The organism is Shewanella sp. 10N.286.52.C2 (assembly GCF_002874545.1).
GTDB lineage: Bacteria > Pseudomonadota > Gammaproteobacteria > Enterobacterales > Shewanellaceae > Shewanella.
This window is the reverse complement of record NZ_MCTV01000001.1, coordinates 98446-116647: the sequence shown is the minus strand read 5'-3', so window position 1 is coordinate 116647 and position 18202 is coordinate 98446. Positions and strand designations below refer to the sequence as shown.

11 protein-coding genes are annotated in these 18202 nt (G+C 43.1%); 3 read left to right on the top strand and 8 right to left on the bottom strand.

Annotation, left to right across the window (positions count from 1 at the left end):
* Window positions 1-10: 10 nt before the first annotated feature.
* The 6 genes from gshB to BCU94_RS00430 all read right to left on the bottom strand — a co-directional run bounded on the left by gshB (window position 11) and on the right by BCU94_RS00430 (window position 5523).
* Window positions 11-964 (bottom strand): glutathione synthase, encoded by a 954-nt coding sequence (gene gshB, locus BCU94_RS00455; protein ID WP_102436726.1) that lies wholly within the window; start codon window positions 962-964, stop codon window positions 11-13.
* 37 nt (window positions 965-1001) lie between these two features.
* Window positions 1002-1748 carry a 16S rRNA (uracil(1498)-N(3))-methyltransferase gene (gene rsmE, locus BCU94_RS00450; RefSeq protein ID WP_102475341.1) on the bottom strand — a complete coding sequence of 249 codons (747 nt, stop codon included), beginning with the start codon at window positions 1746-1748 and terminating at the stop codon, window positions 1002-1004.
* A gap of 12 nt (window positions 1749-1760) precedes the next feature.
* Window positions 1761-2471 (bottom strand): endonuclease, encoded by a 711-nt coding sequence (locus tag BCU94_RS00445; protein ID WP_241901138.1) that lies wholly within the window; start codon window positions 2469-2471, stop codon window positions 1761-1763.
* A 220-nt stretch (window positions 2472-2691) separates the two neighbouring features.
* Window positions 2692-3267 carry a SprT family zinc-dependent metalloprotease gene (locus BCU94_RS00440; RefSeq protein WP_102436731.1) on the bottom strand — a complete coding sequence of 192 codons (576 nt, stop codon included), beginning with the start codon at window positions 3265-3267 and terminating at the stop codon, window positions 2692-2694.
* Window positions 3268-3361: 94 nt separating this feature from the next.
* Window positions 3362-4555: a hypothetical protein gene (locus BCU94_RS00435; protein WP_102436733.1), complete on the bottom strand. Its 1194-nt coding sequence runs from the start codon at window positions 4553-4555 to the stop codon at window positions 3362-3364.
* Between the two features lie 56 nt (window positions 4556-4611).
* Entirely contained in the window at window positions 4612-5523 is a 912-nt protein-coding gene (locus BCU94_RS00430) for a LysR family transcriptional regulator (RefSeq protein ID WP_102436735.1), read from the bottom strand.
* A 124-nt stretch (window positions 5524-5647) separates the two neighbouring features.
* Here BCU94_RS00430 and BCU94_RS00425 point away from each other — a divergent pair, with 124 nt between their 5' ends.
* From BCU94_RS00425 to BCU94_RS00415, 3 genes are all read left to right on the top strand, one after another.
* Window positions 5648-10204: a biotin carboxylase N-terminal domain-containing protein gene (locus tag BCU94_RS00425; RefSeq protein WP_102475340.1), complete on the top strand. Its 4557-nt coding sequence runs from the start codon at window positions 5648-5650 to the stop codon at window positions 10202-10204.
* 422 nt (window positions 10205-10626) lie between these two features.
* Complete coding sequence (gene fusA, locus BCU94_RS00420; protein ID WP_102436739.1) at window positions 10627-12717, top strand: elongation factor G; 2091 nt, start codon at window positions 10627-10629, stop codon at window positions 12715-12717.
* A gap of 198 nt (window positions 12718-12915) precedes the next feature.
* Window positions 12916-14880, top strand: coding sequence for an alkyl sulfatase dimerization domain-containing protein (locus BCU94_RS00415; RefSeq protein WP_102475339.1), 1965 nt, complete (start codon window positions 12916-12918; stop codon window positions 14878-14880).
* A gap of 113 nt (window positions 14881-14993) precedes the next feature.
* Here the strand turns inward: BCU94_RS00415 and BCU94_RS00410 are convergent, their stop codons facing one another.
* Entirely contained in the window at window positions 14994-15419 is a 426-nt protein-coding gene (locus BCU94_RS00410; RefSeq protein ID WP_102475338.1) for a nitrate reductase cytochrome c-type subunit, read from the bottom strand.
* A gap of 101 nt (window positions 15420-15520) precedes the next feature.
* Window positions 15521-18004, bottom strand: a complete 2484-nt coding sequence (napA, locus tag BCU94_RS00405; RefSeq protein WP_102436745.1) for a nitrate reductase catalytic subunit NapA — start codon at window positions 18002-18004, stop codon at window positions 15521-15523.
* Between the last annotated feature and the right edge of the window lie 198 nt (window positions 18005-18202).

Sequence of the window (18202 nt, the reverse complement as noted above, 5' to 3'; positions counted from 1 at the left end):
TCCTTTTGATTTATGCTTTTTTATTGATACGCGCTTCAATTGAGTCCATCAACATCCCAGTAATATCCACATCAAATGCGGCTTCAATTTCTTTGATACAAGTTGGGCTGGTGACGTTAATTTCAGTTAGCTTGTCGCCAATCACGTCAAGACCAACAAAGATAAGCCCACGCTTTTTAAGCTCAGGTCCGATAGTGTTAGCAATATGCCAATCAGATTCCGATAACGGCTGCGCCACACCACGGCCGCCAGCGGCTAAATTGCCACGGGTTTCGCCTTTTTGTGGAATGCGTGCCAGTGAGAAGGGCACTGGCTGGCCATCGACCACTAAAATGCGCTTATCACCAGAAGTAATATCTGGAATAAAGGCTTGTGCCATGGCGTATTGCTGACCTTCATTGGTTAAGGTTTCAATAATAACGCCTAAGTTAGGATCATCTTTCTTAACGCGGAAAATTGAACTGCCACCCATACCATCAAGTGGTTTTAAAATGATATCGCCTTTGGCTTTATGGAAAGCGCGGATGCGTTGCTCATCTCTGGTGACTATGGTTTCTGGGGTGAATTCTGAGAACCACGCAGTAAACAGCTTTTCATTGGCATCACGTAAACTTTGTGGCTTATTAACGATCAGTGTACCTTGCTCTTCAGCGCGCTCAAGCATATAAGTTGCATAGATAAACTCAGTATCAAATGGTGGGTCTTTACGCATTAAGATGACATCAAGGTCAGCCAGTGGCGTATCAATACTGTCGCCTAATTCAAACCATTTTTCAGAATTTGCTGCAACAGTCAATGAACGCATGGTGGCAGTAGCCTCGCCATTAACCATAGCAAGATCATTCATTTCCATATAAAACAACTGATAACCGCGAGCTTGCGCTGCCATTAACATGGCGAAACTAGAATCTTTTTTAATGTTAATCTCACTAATTGGATCCATTACTATGCCGAGCTTAATCATACTTTTATCCTTATATTCTCAATGCATGCATCATTGATTAACCAATATCACCAAACCTAAGTTGCAAGGCGGTGATAGCCGTTAGCGAAGCGGTTTCTGTTCGTAATACTCTTGGACCGAGCAATACATCGGTAAATTGTTGGGTTTCTGTCATGGCGATCTCTTCTTCTGATAAACCGCCTTCAGGACCAATTAGCAAACGAACTTTATGGCTATCTTTACTCTCATCCAATGACAGACCATTAATACCATGTGCCGCTCTTGGGTGTAGGTTCAACTTTAGCGCATCGGTTTGCTCAGCGCACCACTGACTTAAGGTCATGGCTGGGCGCACAACAGGGACCACACTTCGCCCTGATTGCTCGCAAGCACTAATGACAATTTTTTGCCATTGAGCGATTTTTTTATCGAGCCGTTCGCCATTAAGTTTGACTCCACAGCGATCTGAAAATAGCGGGGTTATGGTGCTGACACCCAATTCAACAGACTTTTGAATAGTAAAGTCCATGCGGTCACCACGAGAAATAACCTGGCCTAAATGTAAATCTAACGGTGACTCTGAATCATTTGCCGTTTTTGTAATGATTTCCACAGTGACATTCTTTTTATTGGCGCTGATGATATTGGCTAAATAGTCATAACCATCACCGCTGAATAAACTGATTTGCTCACCTTGTGTCATACGCAGCACTCGGCCAATGTGGGCTGCACCGTCTTCATCAAGCTTTACTTGTTGGTTGAGCGCTAGCTCATTGACGGGCTGATAAATTCTTGGAACTCGCATAAATAACAATCCTTAATCAATGAGGCTGAGGGTTTGGCATTGTTTTAAGACAATTTTATTATGGTTACCCTGTTTTTCTGCAATTAAACGATCCCGCAGGCATTCTGTTTCGTTGACAGGGTAATAGCTGTTCCAAACTTCAAACAAGCGTTGTTGGCTAGATGAAATCGACAACCCATAAGTGTCTTGCATGTAAAAATAGGTTCTGGCAATAGCGCCGCGGCTTTGCTCAGGTGGTTGCACCTTTCGGCCCTTAAAGTCGACTACCATATCACATTGGCCATATAGGGTAGACTTTGCATTCCACTGACTAAAACGGTAATTGCTTCTGTCGCCGTTGACTTCACCCACGGTTGGAGTGAGGTTGTGTAAGTCGGCTTCCATTTTCTTAAATTCTGGGCTAACTCTGCCGCAATTTTTTCTGCCACCATCTTGCCAGCATTGTTCCTGATGGCCAAACTCCCAAGCTGAAACCACATGTTCCCATTCAATTCTGTTAGCTCTAGGGATTTGTTTCCTAACCTGATAACCACAGCTTTCTAAATCGGGTTTCCACTGCTTACCGACCACCTTAATGTCGCAGCCACAATAAAAACTGCTCATGGGGAGCGAGCTACTATAAATCTGCTGAGCAATTTTTTTAGCACTTCGAAAACTTTTCGGGTGTTCAGCTGCGTGTAAATTTGATGACGTTAAAATGATAGCGGTGAAAAGCACTAACAGCCACAGAGGCTGTAAAATATGTTTTAAATACTGTTGCACAAAAGACCCTGATTTTTATATACGGCACAGGCGTTATACGGGTGGTATAGCCTGATATTTGCGAAGGATGGTAAGGGATTGAAACTGGGGATGCAATCAATTGTGTTATTTCAATGCTAACAATGGCAAATATCACTATAAGTTAATGATAAATATTAGGATAAAGTAAAATTATTTACGGCTATGTTTTGGCTGTTAGTACCTGTGAACAGCGGATACAACGGTATTGAGTTTGATTGCGAGTGACTTTGTTGTGGCGGCGAATACTGAGCATGACCGGGCCGCACTGACAATGATACTGAAACTGTTTACCTGCAACGGATTTAGTGTCCAATTGATGGGTGGTGTCTGCAGGTATTTGATAAATGCCGTTCATTAACTGTTGCCACTCTTTACCGTGGGGCTTCACTTTGCCAAACAGTTGAAAGCACAATAAATGACTAACTTCATGGGGCACCACTTGGGTTACAAATGCATCGACATTCTCTTCTAGTAACACTGGGTTAAAGCGCAGTTTATTCAATTGTAGATGCGCAGTGCCAGCGCTTTTGCCTCTTAAGCTAAATAGAATGCTCGGACGGGGAAATTTTCGCTGCAGTTGCTGCTCGGCCAATTGATAGTCGGATTCTATTTTCAATAATACTTGCTGTTGGGCTTCGGTTTTCGGTAATGGAATACGAGCCTCTGAAGCAAGATGTTTAGTACAGGTATTTGCTATGGGGGTTGATGTTCGGCGTGCGAAAATAGATTTGAACATAATAAGCTAATCGTAAAGAGTTGTAAGTTGCTGTAGGCGAAATCGCCTGCTGATAAGGCTATAATAGCATTATCAGCAGGGCATAAAACTAATGCTAAAGCGAACCCGCAGCAAGTTTTACCATTTCGCGGATTTGCTGCACCATTTTCCATTCCATTTCTGCATCAAAACCTGCGACTCTGGGAGTATGAATATGGCCAACCGGTAAAGTACGGTTAAATTGTTGCTTTAATAAAATACTGCGATATGAAATCTCATTAGATAAATAACCGCCGCCAGAGCCTTCTACCGATTGCTCGTTAGCCAGTTCGTAAATGGACTTAGCATCAAATTGACCTCTGCTAATGCTGGTCACTTGATGATTGTCATTGATGCTCCAGTCACCTTGGGCTTGCTTCATGGCAGAGACAGGCAGTGAAAACTCCACAAACTCGGGACCGTTTAAGTTACCGCCATTAAAAAGTGGAGCCATTGGGGTGGTTTTATTTGCACCAGTATAAACGTTCAAATTGTCAGGTGCTGCTGCGCTGCGACCTCTTGCGGGGAAGCGCTCTAAATCAAAATTATCACGCCCCATACTGACAGTAAAAATCATATCAACACTATTATCACGATACATAGGCGTTAATAGTGATTCGATCATGCCGTTATCAAAGTCGGCAAAACGCACCGGGATCATCACAGTTTCGATTTGAGCTTGTTTGCCATTAACATTAAAAGTGACGCCATCTAAAGCCAAGGCTGTTAATCCTGATGGGTTACTTTGATCAATATGCTTATCTAAAAAGAATGGGTCAAAACCTGTGACGAGAATTTTAATTTGGCTTTCGGGTAAAAACTGAATGTCGCTTAAGCCTCTTGAAGACTTCTCAAACGCTTTAATCAAGATGTCACGCTGCCAAGGGACAATATTATAACCCGCATGGGCGGTTTTTAAGGTCTCTCGCATAGCAAGGCGACTCCAATATAGGCCGCGATCATCGTGTTTGCCTGACTGAACATCGGCTACCGCTTGCTGCCATAGTTGGGTGCCTTGGGCTGCGACCATTTGGGTAATGACTAGCTCATCAGTTGAGTTAACCAGCTTGTTACCTAAGCTGCTATTAAAGTGTTCATATTGATTAACCACGGCAGGCATTGAGCTCAGGGCTGTGGGTAAACGTAACTCTTCAACGTCTCGTTGTATGCTGAAGCCTTGGGCAACAGTAGGGGCTGAAGTTAGCAATAAGGCAGTAAAAGCTGCCAAAGCAGTACGGTTAAATAAGGGGGCAAACAAGGGCTTGAACATGACTATTCCTTTAGGATGTTTTATTTTTATGAGTTTAATTTAACACGGCTTTAGCACTAATTCATTATTGATTGTAATGACTCTTGGCTACCATATCGTTTCGCGAAAAAATCTAAAAAGGCGCTAATATTACTGGCTAATTGCCGTCTACTTGAATACACCCCGTACACTTTGAAGGGTTCCATAGGCCACTCTTGCAGTAATGGCACTAAACTGCCTGCTGCCAGTTCTTGCTTACAGCTATTATTGGATAGCATGGCGATACCAAAATCATCTTGAGCGAGGCGTTTGACCATACTGGCACTATTGACCCTGACCTTGCGTTTAAAGGTGGCCATGGTTTTGCGATTGCCTTTACCTACCGGCCAAATAGGCGCCGACATGCTGGTGCCTAATAATATGCCACTGTGCTGGGCCAGCTCTTGAGGGGTTGCTGGTGTGCCTGATTTTTTGAGATATCCAGGGCTTGCAACTAATATAGGTTGGCGTTCAAACAATAACCGCGCCACTAAGTCAGAAGATTCTAATGGGCCATATTTTATGGCAATATCATAACCTTCGCCGACTAAGCCAACATTACTGTCGGTGAATTGAACGTCGAGCTCGATGTTGGGATAAAGGCGCATGAAGCTACTGCAAAGGGTGGCAATGACGTCTTGAGAGAATGACACCGGAATGGCAATCCGCAATGAACCGGAGATATCGCTATGGGTATTTTCGATAATGGCTTTGGCGGCTTCAATTTCTTGGCGGATAGAATCACAATGTTGATAAAACAAAGCACCAATTTGAGTCAGACTTAAATTACGGGTATCACGTTGCAGCAAGCGTACACCAAGTTGCTCTTCTAGCTGAGCGACTTTACGACTTATGGTTGATTTTGGCTGGCCAATATCTCTGGCCGCTTGGGAGAAACCTTTTGCTCTAACTACTGCTGCAAACAGCATCATACCGTTTAAATCAGGCACCTTAGCCTCACTGTCTCAAAAATGGAACAAAGCGTCCCCAATAGTTTAATGGTAATTGTACAGGGAACAAAGTTATATTTACCGACTAAAAATTTTAGAGGCTATATAAGCAGAGGATCTAAGGATGACTAGCAAAAAGCAGCCCGTACACAAGACATCGGCACAATCGGCTGACCCGCTCTTTCTTAAAGCGGAGCATTTAGCTAAAGATTTTTCATTATTTCCAGCTCACAGTAAGCAAACTTTAGCTGAAGAAATCAAAGGATTGTTATCTGAAGATGCGATCCAAGCAAATTTAAAAGAACTGTCGACCTTAGATGTCGATAGTTATGTGGCTAAAGTTATTCAACCGACTTTAGATAAAAACCGCCCAAGTGCAAAACGTGTTATCGCTGATCTAAAAGGTAAGTTGATCACTGAGTTTCACTTAGGTTCTTTTTACAGTGCTGAAATTGAATTAAATTTCGGTTCACGTACTCGCCGCATTGGTTTTATCGCCCAAGAAAGAACCTCGGCAAACGGTGCGTGGATGCCTGAGCATCATTTAGCTGCATGTAAAGCGATCCGTCACTTTGCTGAGTTATCAATGCCAATCGTTTACTTAATTGATACTCCTGGCGCCGATGCGGGGGAAGTGGCTAACAGCCAAAACCAAGCCCATACCATTTCAAAAGCCATTGCAGAAAGTGCCAATGTTGACGTCCCAACTGTCGGTATCGTGATCGGCGCAGGTTACTCTGGTGGCGCGATTCCATTAGCGGCGGCAAACATCTTATTGTCATTACGTGACGGTATTTTTAACACTATTCAACCGCAAGGCTTACAAAGCATTGCCCGCAAGTACAACTTGTCATGGCAAGAATGTGCTAAGTCTGTGGGGGTATCACCAGAAGAGTTGCTTTCTGCTGGTTGTATTGACGGTATAGTTGATTTTTCTCCTTATGATAAAGACGAGCGTCAGCATAACCTGCGCCGCGCGATTATCAGTGGTATTGAAGCGGTAGAAAATGCAGCCATCACTTTTGTACGTGAATCTGACGATTTACGAGAGCATTATGATCGTAGTTTAGCGCGCTATTTAGACCCCTCTAAAAACCTTTCAGCCTTAGAAAATAACCAAGGCTTAGCTGTGGCGAACAGTCCAACCATGCACCACAATGTGTTTGGTAGTGCCTATCGTTATTTGCGTTATCTCACTGTGCGCAGTCGTATTCATTCAATTTCGGTTGAACAGTATGGCCGTTTGTCGAAAGTGAGTGTACCTGAAGGTGATTTACTGGCGCGTATTCAGCAAGAGCAAGACAGTGTATTTCAATCTTGGTTAGCGACGCCTGATAAATTAGTTTACGACGAAGAGTTGAATAAGCTTTGGGGCACTTTTGATGCCAAACGTAGCGAGATTTCAGCTGAACGTAACGTGATCACTCGTTTCATCTTAGGTGAGCCGAAAGAGAACTATAAGAAAGCCCGTAAGGCATTGCTCTTTAACATCGGCTGGTCTTTGTATCATCGCTGGAAAGGTAACTCAGCTAACAACTTCAAAGGCTTAATTAAGCACCTTGAATCATTGCCATCATCTACTACTCAAGCGCCTTGGCCTGAGCTGAATCAACTGACTGTACTTGATATTGTGGTCAATGATGAGTTGCGTGAAGACTTCATTTGGCAATGTCATAACGTATTAATCTTTAATGCACTATATGACAATGTGGTGGTTAACTTAGCGTCGATTTCCAAAGAAGCGATGATGTCTAAGAGCTTGTCACGTGAATCAGTTGATAAGTTATTGCATAACGCCATCGATACTGCGTTATCAAATAATGATGAAGCCAACGATAAGAGCAAGTTCTATAAATGGCTTAAATTCTTCATGGCGCAATCTAACCGTGCAGAACTGTTAACCCGTGTAGAGCAATGGAAGAGTGTCGGTTTCCCGCAATTAAATGACAGTTTATTTGTTATCTTAACCTACTTCTTTGAGCGTTTATTGCCAGAGTATTTCGACAGTGAAGAAGATCAATCTAAGTACACAGGTGCTATCAACCCTGTGCGTATTGGTCGTCGTAAAGATTTCTGGAACCGCCTCACCATGGGCTACCAAGATCTACTGATCCAAAAAGTCCTTCGTGATGAAAAGCGCCAAGGGAAAATGGGTTGGGAAAATATTATTGGTAAGTTCTTCACCGAATTTGAAGAGCTTAATGGCGATAAGATGTCTGCCAACTTGCTCAACTTCCCAGGTTTCCGTTTATCTATTGAAGATGCATTAGACAAAGGCATTCGCCCATGTGGTTTAATTACCGGTTTAGCTGACTTTGATAATAACGGTCAAACACTGCGTGTCGGTGTTGCGGTATCAAACATTGCCTTCCAGGCTGGTGCGTTTGATATGGCCAGTGCTGAGAAGTTCAGCGCGCTATTAATTGAATGTGCTAAGCGTAAATTGCCAGTGGTTTGTTTTATCAGTTCTGGTGGTATGCAAACCAAAGAAGGTGCAGCGGCACTATTCTCAATGGCTGTGGTTAATGACCGTATCACCCGTTTTGTACGTGATAATGAATTACCGGTATTGATGTTTGGTTTTGGTGATTGTACCGGTGGCGCACAGGCAAGTTTTGTGACCCATCCGTTAGTGCAAACTTATTACCTATCAGGCACTAATATGCCATTTGCTGGTCAAATGGTGGTGCCTGCATACTTGCCATCAACAGCAACGCTATCTAACTACTTATCTAAAGTACCGGGTGCGATGACGGGCTTAGTGCATAACCCATTCACCGATACTCTTGATAGCCAATTATCAAGTATTGATCCGTTAATGCCACTGCCAACATTGCATGCCCAAGAGATCATTGCTAAAGCGGTATCAACCTTAGTGCCTGAAGTTAAAGCCATTGAAGAGAAGATTGTTCAAGACGATCCTCGTGCGTTAATGAAGCCGATTGATAAAGTGCTTATCCATGCACGTGGTTGTACTGCGGTTAAGTTGATCCGTAAAGCCCATGACAACAAAATTAATGTTGTTTTGGTGGCATCAGATCCTGATATGACCTCAGTGCCTGCAGACATGCTTAAAGTGAACGATAAGCTGGTTTGTATTGGTGGTAACACCTCTGATGAGAGTTACTTAAATGCCTACTCTGTCCTGAAAGTGGCAGATTACGAAAACGTTGATGCGCTTCACCCTGGTATTGGCTTCTTGTCAGAAAGCCCGCAATTTGCTGCTTTATGTGTTAACAATGGCGTAAACTTTGTTGGCCCAAGCGTGCATTCGATGACGACTATGGGTAACAAATCAAACGCGATTAAAACCTCACAAGGCCAAAACGTGCCTGTTGTGCCGGGTAGCCACGGTATTTTGACCAACGCCGAGCAAGCGGTAAACGTAGCGCTTGAAATTGGTTACCCTGTATTGCTTAAAGCGGTACAAGGTGGTGGTGGTAAAGGCATCCAAGTGGTAACTAAAGCTGAGGACATGATTGGTTTGTTCCAAAAGACTTCAACTGAAGCGGCTGCAGCATTTGGTAACGGTGACCTTTACCTTGAGAAATACGTCACCTCATTGCGTCATATCGAAGTGCAGTTACTGCGTGATAAGTTTGGTAACACCAAAGTGTTGGGTATTCGTGACTGTTCAGTGCAACGTAATAACCAAAAAGTGATTGAAGAATCGGGTTCAACCATGTTGCCTGAAGAGCTTAAGCAACGGGTACTTGAATACACTCGTGCATTAGGTGACGCCACTGATTACATGGGTGCGGGTACGGTTGAGTTTATCTACAACCTTGATGCTAACGAAGTGTACTTCATGGAAATGAATACCCGTCTGCAAGTTGAGCATCCAGTGACTGAAGCAACCTCAGGAATCGATATTGTTAGTGCCCAGTTTGATATTGCTGCGGGTCGCTCAATTGAAGATCTAGAGCCAGTTGAACAAGGTTACGCCATGGAAGTGCGTATTACTGCTGAAAAAGCAGCCCTTGATAGTGATGGTGTACTGCAGTTGTTGCCAAACCCTGGCAAGATCAGTGAGTGCTTCATGCCTGAAAGAGACGATGTTGAAATCATCTCAATTGCTGAAACGGGTAAAGAAGTATCGCCATATTACGACAGCTTAATCGCGCAAATTATTATTCGCGGTGAGTCTCGTGAAGATGTGATCACTAAGATGTCTGCTTACTTAGATGAAGCTTACATCAAAGGTATTGCCACTAACATTCCATTATTGAAGCTTATCCTTAAGGATGCGACCTTCAATCAAGGTGTTTACGATACTAACTATCTACCACGCTTGATGGCTGAGTTAGATGTACCTGCCTTGATTGCTGAAATGGAAGCGGCGGCCGAAACTGTTGGTTTAGATACCGAGTCTTTACGGGTTGCTGAAAGTAACGAGCTTAAAGTGTTAGCCCAAGGCGCTGGTATTTTCTATACCTCACCAGCACCGGGTGAGCCTGACTTTGTTAAAGAAGGTGACATAGTCACAGTAGAGCAAACATTAGCGCTAACTGAAGCGATGAAGATGTTCTCTCAAGTAAGCTTAGCCGGCTTTAACCGTCAAAATGCAGTGCTGTACCCTGAAGATAAAAAGTATCGCATTGAGCGCATTCTAAACGGTAATGGTCAGCAAGTTTCTCAAGGTGACTTACTGTTTGTGATTTTGCCCCTTGATGGCGAATAAGCTTAACGCTTGATTGCTTGATGACACAAAAATCCCTAAAGCTTTTTTAGGGATTTTTTTATGTCCGACAGCGAATTAAATACTTTTGCATCAGTCGACGAAGAACAACTTAAATTCACCTAAATGAAGGCTATTAAGTCAATATTAACCTTGTTGTAGTAACCTAAGGTCAATTTAAACAGCTTAGAAGTAAAAAAACACTATTGTTCGAAAAATAAACGATAAGTTTTATTTCTCTGTTTTATATAAGAAATGTGTATTTTTATCGAATTTATTTACGTAAAATGCGATAAAAATTGCAAGTCCTATTTGCGCTATTGCAGGTTCCAACTTACAATATGCGCCTTAAATAACCTGATGTGCGGTGTGTCTAAGTTTTTACACGCTCCGTCTACCTCTTAACTAATCATTAAAGTTGAATCATGACCGAATTATCCAAATACAGAAACATTGGTATCTTCGCTCACGTTGACGCGGGTAAAACCACGACCACCGAGCGTATCCTAAAGCTAACCGGTAAGATCCATAAGATCGGTGAAGTTCATGATGGTGAATCTACTACTGACTTCATGGAACAGGAAGCTGAGCGCGGTATTACTATTCAGTCAGCAGCAGTAAGCTGTTTCTGGAATGACCACCGTTTTAACGTTATTGACACTCCTGGTCACGTTGACTTCACTGTTGAAGTTTATCGTTCACTAAAAGTGCTTGATGGCGGTGTTGGTGTATTCTGTGGATCTGGTGGTGTTGAGCCTCAGTCAGAAACTAACTGGCGTTATGCTAACGAATCAGAAGTTGCTCGTATCATCTTCGTAAACAAATTAGACCGTATGGGTGCTGATTTCTTACGTGTTGTTAAGCAAACTAAAGATGTTCTAGCTGCTAACCCACTAGTTATGGTTCTTCCTATTGGTATCGAAGATGAGTTTAGTGGTGTTGTTGACCTACTAACTCGTAAAGCTTGGGTATGGGACGAAACTGGCGAAGCTGAGAACTACAAAATCGAAGACGTTCCAGCTGACATGGTAGACATGGTAGAAGAATACCGTGAAATGCTAATCGAAACTGCTGTAGAGCAAGACGATGACCTAATGGAAGCTTACATGGAAGGCGAAGAGCCATCTATGGAAGAAATCAAGCGTTGTATCCGTCAGGGTACCCGTGATATGTCATTCTTCCCTACATACTGTGGTTCTGCGTTCAAGAACAAAGGTATGCAGCTTCTTCTTGATGCTGTTGTTGACTACCTACCTAACCCAGTTGAAGTTGACCCACAACCTCTTACTGATGAAGAAGGTAACGAAACTGGCGAACACGCTTTAGTTTCAGTTGACGAGCCATTCAAAGCGTTAGCATTCAAAATCATGGATGACCGTTTTGGTGCACTAACCTTCGTACGTATCTACTCTGGTAAGATCAACAAAGGTGACACCATCCTTAACTCGTTTACAGGTAAAACTGAGCGTGTTGGTCGTATGGTTGAAATGCAAGCTGATGAGCGTAACGAATTAGATTCAGCGCAAGCTGGTGACATTATCGCTATCGTTGGTATGAAGAATGTTCAAACTGGTCACACTTTATGTGATGTTAAACATCCTTGTACTCTTGAAGCAATGGTATTCCCAGAGCCAGTTATCTCTATCGCTGTAGCGCCAAAAGATAAAGGCGGCAGTGAGAAAATGGGTATCGCTATCGGTAAAATGATTGCAGAAGATCCATCTTTCCGCGTAGAAACTGACGAAGACTCAGGCGAAACCATCCTTAAAGGTATGGGTGAGCTTCACTTAGACATTAAAGTAGACATCCTTAAGCGTACTTACGGTGTTGACTTAATCGTTGGTGAACCTCAAGTTGCTTACCGTGAAACTATCACTAAGGTTACAGAAGATAGCTACACGCATAAGAAACAGTCTGGTGGTTCTGGTCAGTTTGGTAAAATTGACTATGTTATCCGTCCTGGCGAGCAAAATACTGGCTTTACTTTCAAGTCTTCAGTTGTTGGTGGTAACGTTCCTAAGGAATTCTGGCCTGCAGTTGAGAAGGGCTTTGCTAGCATGATGAATACCGGTACTGTTGCTGGTTTCCCTGTGTTAGACGTTGAACTAGAACTTACAGATGGTGCTTTCCACGCAGTTGATTCGTCAGCTATCGCGTTCGAAATCGCTGCTAAAGGCGCATTCCGTCAATCTATGCCTAAAGCTGGCGCACAACTTCTTGAGCCTATCATGAACGTTGACGTATTCAGCCCAGATGACAACGTTGGTGATGTTATTGGTGACCTTAACCGTCGTCGTGGCATGATTAAAGACCAAATGGCTGGTGTTACTGGCGTTCGTATTAAAGCTGACGTACCGTTATCAGAAATGTTCGGTTACATCGGTTCACTACGTACTATGACATCAGGTCGTGGCCAATTCTCTATGGAATTCGCTCACTACAACCCATGTCCTAACAGTGTTGCTGAAAAAGTAATTGCTGACGTTAAAGAACGTGAAGCTGCTGCTAAGAAGTAATTCTAGCGTTTAAGCTTTAATAAAAACCGCTGCAAGCTAATGCTTACAGCGGTTTTTTTATGCTTTAAATTTGAGGATAAAAAATAAAAATTATTAATAAATATAAAACTAATAGCGCTAGCGCTTGGTTAAATAAGCAGCTAACTTTACTCCTAGGATAACGAATTAAGTATTTAATCGTGTTTAAAAGGAGCTTATATGAAACCGCTTTATCTGCTTGCCGCGGCTTTTTCTGTCGCGGTGTGTTTTAATAGTGTCGCCGCTACTCAATCTAAACCTGCTACTGAACATACTCAAAAAGCCAATGCCGCAGTGCTAAAGGCGCTTCCCTTTAACGACAAGCAAGATTTTGACAATGCTAAACGGGGTTTTATTGCTAAGCCTGATGTGGTGACCATTAAAGATGCCAATGGCAATGTGGTATGGGATTTAGAGCAATACAAAACTTATATTAGTGATGACAAAGCCTCCCCAGATACGGTCAACCCCAGTTTATGGCGTAATAGCCAATTGGTACTTCATCATGGTTTATTTGAAGTGACTGATAATATTTACCAAGTACGTGGATTTGACTTAAGTAACATCACTTTCATTAAAGGCGACAAGGGCTGGATTGTATTTGACCCATTAATCTCCCCTGAAACAGCTAAAGCCTCATTAGACTTAATTAATAAGCATATTGGAGAGCGTCCAGTGGTGGCGATTGTTTATAGTCATAGCCATATTGACCACTATGGCGGTGCAACCGGCTTAGCCACAGCTGAAGATGTCGCCAGCGGTAAAGTGCAGGTGATAGCGCCGGAGCATTTCACTGAGCATGCGGTGTCAGAAAATGTCATTGCCGGTAATGCCATGGGTCGCCGTGCGGTATTTATGTACGGCGCATTACTGCCTAGAAATGCCCAGGGCGGTGTAAATGGCGGTCTAGGTATGACAGTATCGACCGGGCTTGCGGGTTTATTAGTGCCTAATAAGGAAATCAAACAGACGGGGACTAAATTAACTATTGATGGTGTTGAAATGGAGTTTCAGTTAACCCCCGGCACTGAAGCACCAGCTGAGATGAACACTTGGTTTCCACAATATAAAGCCTTGTGGATGGCGGAAAACACGACTAATACCATGCATAACATCTTAACCCTTCGTGGGGCGCAAGTGCGAGATGCGCTGATTTGGGCCAGTTTCCTTGACGAGACTATTAGCCTGTGGGGCCAAGAAGCAAAAGTTAAGTTCCAAAGTCATCATTGGCCTTTATGGGGCAGTGACAACATTATTCCTTATTTCAAAAAGCAGCGTGATATCTACAAATTCACCCATGACCAATCAGTAAGACTGATGAACCAAGGTTACACAGGCGAAGAGATTTCTGAAATGATCACACTGCCACCTGAATTAGAGCAGAACTGGGCTACCAGAGGCTATTACGGTACGCTGAAACATAATAGCCGCGCAGTGTACCAACGTTATATGGGCTGGTATAACGGTAATCCATCTAACCTTGATAATCTGCCGCCAGAAGTGGTTGCTAAAAAGTATATGCAGTACATGGGTGGCGAAGCTGAAGTGGTTAAAAAAGCCAAAAACTCTTTCGCTGATGGTGAATATCGCTGGGTTGCTGAGGTGATGAAACATGCTGTTTTTGCTAACCCTCAATCTACTGAGGCTAAAGAGTTATTGGCCGATGCCTTTGAGCAATTAGGTTATCAAGCTGAGTCAGGGCCTTGGCGTTCAGTATATTTACAAGGTGCTTATGAGCTGCGAAATGGTATTCCGTCGGCAGGGGGAACTCAAACCGCAACACCTGATACTATTCGCGCGATGACACCTGAATTGCTGTTTGATTATTTAGCGGTAAGATTGGATTCTGCCAAAGCGGCGGGTAAACAGTTTGATATCAATATTGATTTCACTGATCTTAAAAAGGGTTACAGCTTAACAGTTGAGAATGCGGTATTACACCACAGCTCAAATCAAGTTGAAGACCCGGATGTCGGCTTAGTTATGAGCATGGAAACCATGAATAGCATCCAGCTAAAAGAGATAACCTTTGATGAGGCCATTAAAAAAGGCGATGTAAAAATTAGTGGCGATGAAAGCTTATTCACTGCGTTTTTAGGCATGCTTGATGAATATAACTTCTGGTTTAATATTGTGACGCCGTAAAGGCTTTAGACTTTGAGCCTTAGCTAATGTTGTCATGTTAGCGACAAACTAAAATGCCACTGAGATCCAGTGGCATTTTTATTTTACATCGATATCAAGCTGGATGTAGAAGCTTAGTTTGTGTGGTAATTCTCAACTAATGCTTCTTTATTATCTGCTTGTGCAACATGGCACTGAACACAAAAATAATATTTATCGTCAAATTTTCCATCGGCTTTTACGTGTGACTTGTCGATTGGCGTGGCTTTCATGCGCGCTGCCTTTTCAGTACTGTGACACGTTAAACAACCATTCTTTTTCATAGTGATAGGATAACTATCTCTATGGGGGATCATAGGTGGTTGATGCACAAATGTTCTTTCAATCGCAGTTCCGCGGCTTGGGTAAGTCGCTTTTGCATCTGCAGGAATGGTGTCAGTAATCTGTACATCACCAGCTAGTGATTTTACATTTACTGGTGCAGCAGTTTCTGCTGTTTGTTGACCTGAGCATGCGCTAAGACTGAGCACTATCGCAGCAAGGCTAAGTAATTTCTTCATGGTTTACACTCCTTCATATCCATTATTTTTTGATTAAATGGATAGAGATAAATAGTGATTCAGTGATGCTAAATTTGTTTTCAGCATCACTGTAAGTCAAATTAGGCTTTAACAATCTTCACTGGACACTTCTTGAAATCTGTTTCTTTCGATAACGGATCAGTAGCATCAAGTAATAATTTGTTGACCAGCTGTCTAGCATCAAAGAATGGCATAAACACCACGCCGACAGGTGGCTTGTTACGGCCTTTAGTTTCAACACGCGTTTTCACTTCACCACGTGGAGAAATCACTTTCACTTCATCACCATTTTTCAGGCCACGACTACTCGCGTCTTTAGGGTGCATGAATACCTGTGCATCAGGGTAAGACTTATGCAGCTCTGGTACACGAGCTGTCATACTTGCTGTATGCCAATGCTCAAGTACGCGACCTGTAGACATCCATAAGTCAAACTCTTCATTTGGCTCTTCAGCAGCGGGCTCAAATGGCAGTGCAAAAATAACCGCGCGTCCGTCAGGCTTACCGTAGAAGTTATAACCTTCACCAGCTTTAACGTAAGGGTCGCTTCCTTCAACGAAACGACGAACCGTCTCGGTACCATTGACTACAGGCCAACGTTTACCGCGGTTTTCATGATAGTTGTCAAATGCATCTAAATCATGACCGTGTCCACGACCAAATTGAGCATACTCTTCAAATAACCCTTTTTGCAGGTAGAAGCCGAATGCATCGTTTTCATCGTTGTAGTCACCTTTACACTCTGATGACGGGAATTTATCAACGACACCGTTAGCAAATAAGATGTCATATAAGGTTTTTTCTGCATACTCAGGCTTTTTAGCAATTAACTCTGCAGGCCAAACTTCAGAAACTTTGAAGCGCTTAGAGAACTCAACAAGCTGCCATAAGTCAGACTTAGCGCCTTCAGGGGCTTTAACTTGTTGATGCCACATATGAGTACGGCGCTCAGCGTTACCGTAAGCACCTTCTTTTTCTACCCACATCGCAGTAGGAAGAATCAAGTCAGCAGCTGTTGCTGTCACTGTTGGGTATGGGTCTGATACCACAATGAAGTTTTCTGGGTTGCGGAAACCTGGGTAAATTTCATCGTTAATGTTTGGACCTGCTTGCATGTTATTGGTGCACATAGTCCAGTAACAGTTTAGTTTGCCATCTTTCAGCATACGGCTTTGAAGTACAGCATGGTAGCCAGGTTTTGGCGGAATCGTGCCTTCAGGTAGCTGCCATAACTTTTCAGTGATTGCGCGATGTTTAGGGTTTGCTACAACCATGTCTGCAGGCAAACGATGCGAGAAAGTACCCACTTCACGTGCTGTACCACAAGCTGAAGGTTGACCTGTTAATGAGAACGGGCTGTTACCTGGCGTGGCAATTTTACCTGTTAACAAGTGAATGTTATAAAGCATGTTGTTTGCCCACACACCACGAGTATGTTGGTTAATACCCATAGTCCATAAGCTCATGATCTTGATGTTAGGATCAGCATACGCTTTTGCCATTTCGATAAGGTTTTCAACTGGTACGCCACTCATTTCAGATGCGTATTCAGCAGTATAAGTACTGACAAATTTTGCGTATTCTTCAAAAGAGATAGGCTTAGATTTGCCGTTACCTGGGTTTTTCGCTTTCTGCTCTAGAGGATGCTCAGGGCGAAGACCGTAACCGATATCAGTCACACCTTCTGCGAAGTTAGTATGCTTGCTGACGAAGTCTTTATTAACCGCATCGTTTTGGATGATATAATTGGCAATGAAGTTCAAGATAACTAAGTCAGATTGCGGCTTAAATACCATAGGGTTGTCGGCAAGTTCGAAGCTGCGGTTTTCAAATGTCGATAACACATGGACTTTACTGCCTTCATGGCTTAAACGACGGTCAGTTAAGCGTGACCATAGAATAGGGTGCATTTCTGCCATATTGGCGCCCCAAAGCACGAAGTGATCTGCAGCTTCGAAGTCATCATAGCTACCCATTGGCTCATCAATACCAAAGGTACGCATGAATCCACCTACCGCAGATGCCATACAGTGACGGGCATTAGGATCGATGTTGTTGGTAAGGAAGCCCGCTTTGTGTAATTTAGATGCCGCGTAGCCTTCCCAGATAGTCCATTGGCCCGAGCCAAACATACCTACCGATGTAGGGCCTTTTTTGGCAATACTGGCTTTCCACTTGTCAGCCATGGTATCAAGGGCAACATCCCAGCTTACTGGGGTAAATTCACCTTCTTTGTCATACTTGCCATCTTTCATTCTTAATAATGGCGACGTAAGGCGGTCTTTGCCGTACATAATTTTAGAGAGGAAGTAGCCCTTAACACAGTTAAGACCTTTGTTGACAGGGCTTTCTGGGTCGCCCTGGGTCGCAACAACTTTGCCACCTTTGGTACCCACTAAAACACTACAACCCACACCACAGAAACGACAAGGGGCTTTGTCCCATTTTATTTCTGCAGACTGCTCTTCTGCTTGAACCATTTTTATTGGTAAAGCAAGTCCAACTGCCGAAGCGGCTGCGGTAGCTGCATTGGCTTTTAGAAACTCGCGACGGCTTATGCTCATGGTGTTTCCTCACTCTTAAATGTATGTAGACAGTATTTTTAAAACTATCTTTGTTTTTATTTACCAAGGTTTTTATTAACAAAAAACTTAACTATCATTGAGTCTAAACCGCGCATTTTTCATGGGTATACCCCAGACTGAGTATACGGGCTGTTTATTGCTGTAGATCACACTAGTAAGTGTGATCTAAAGCACATT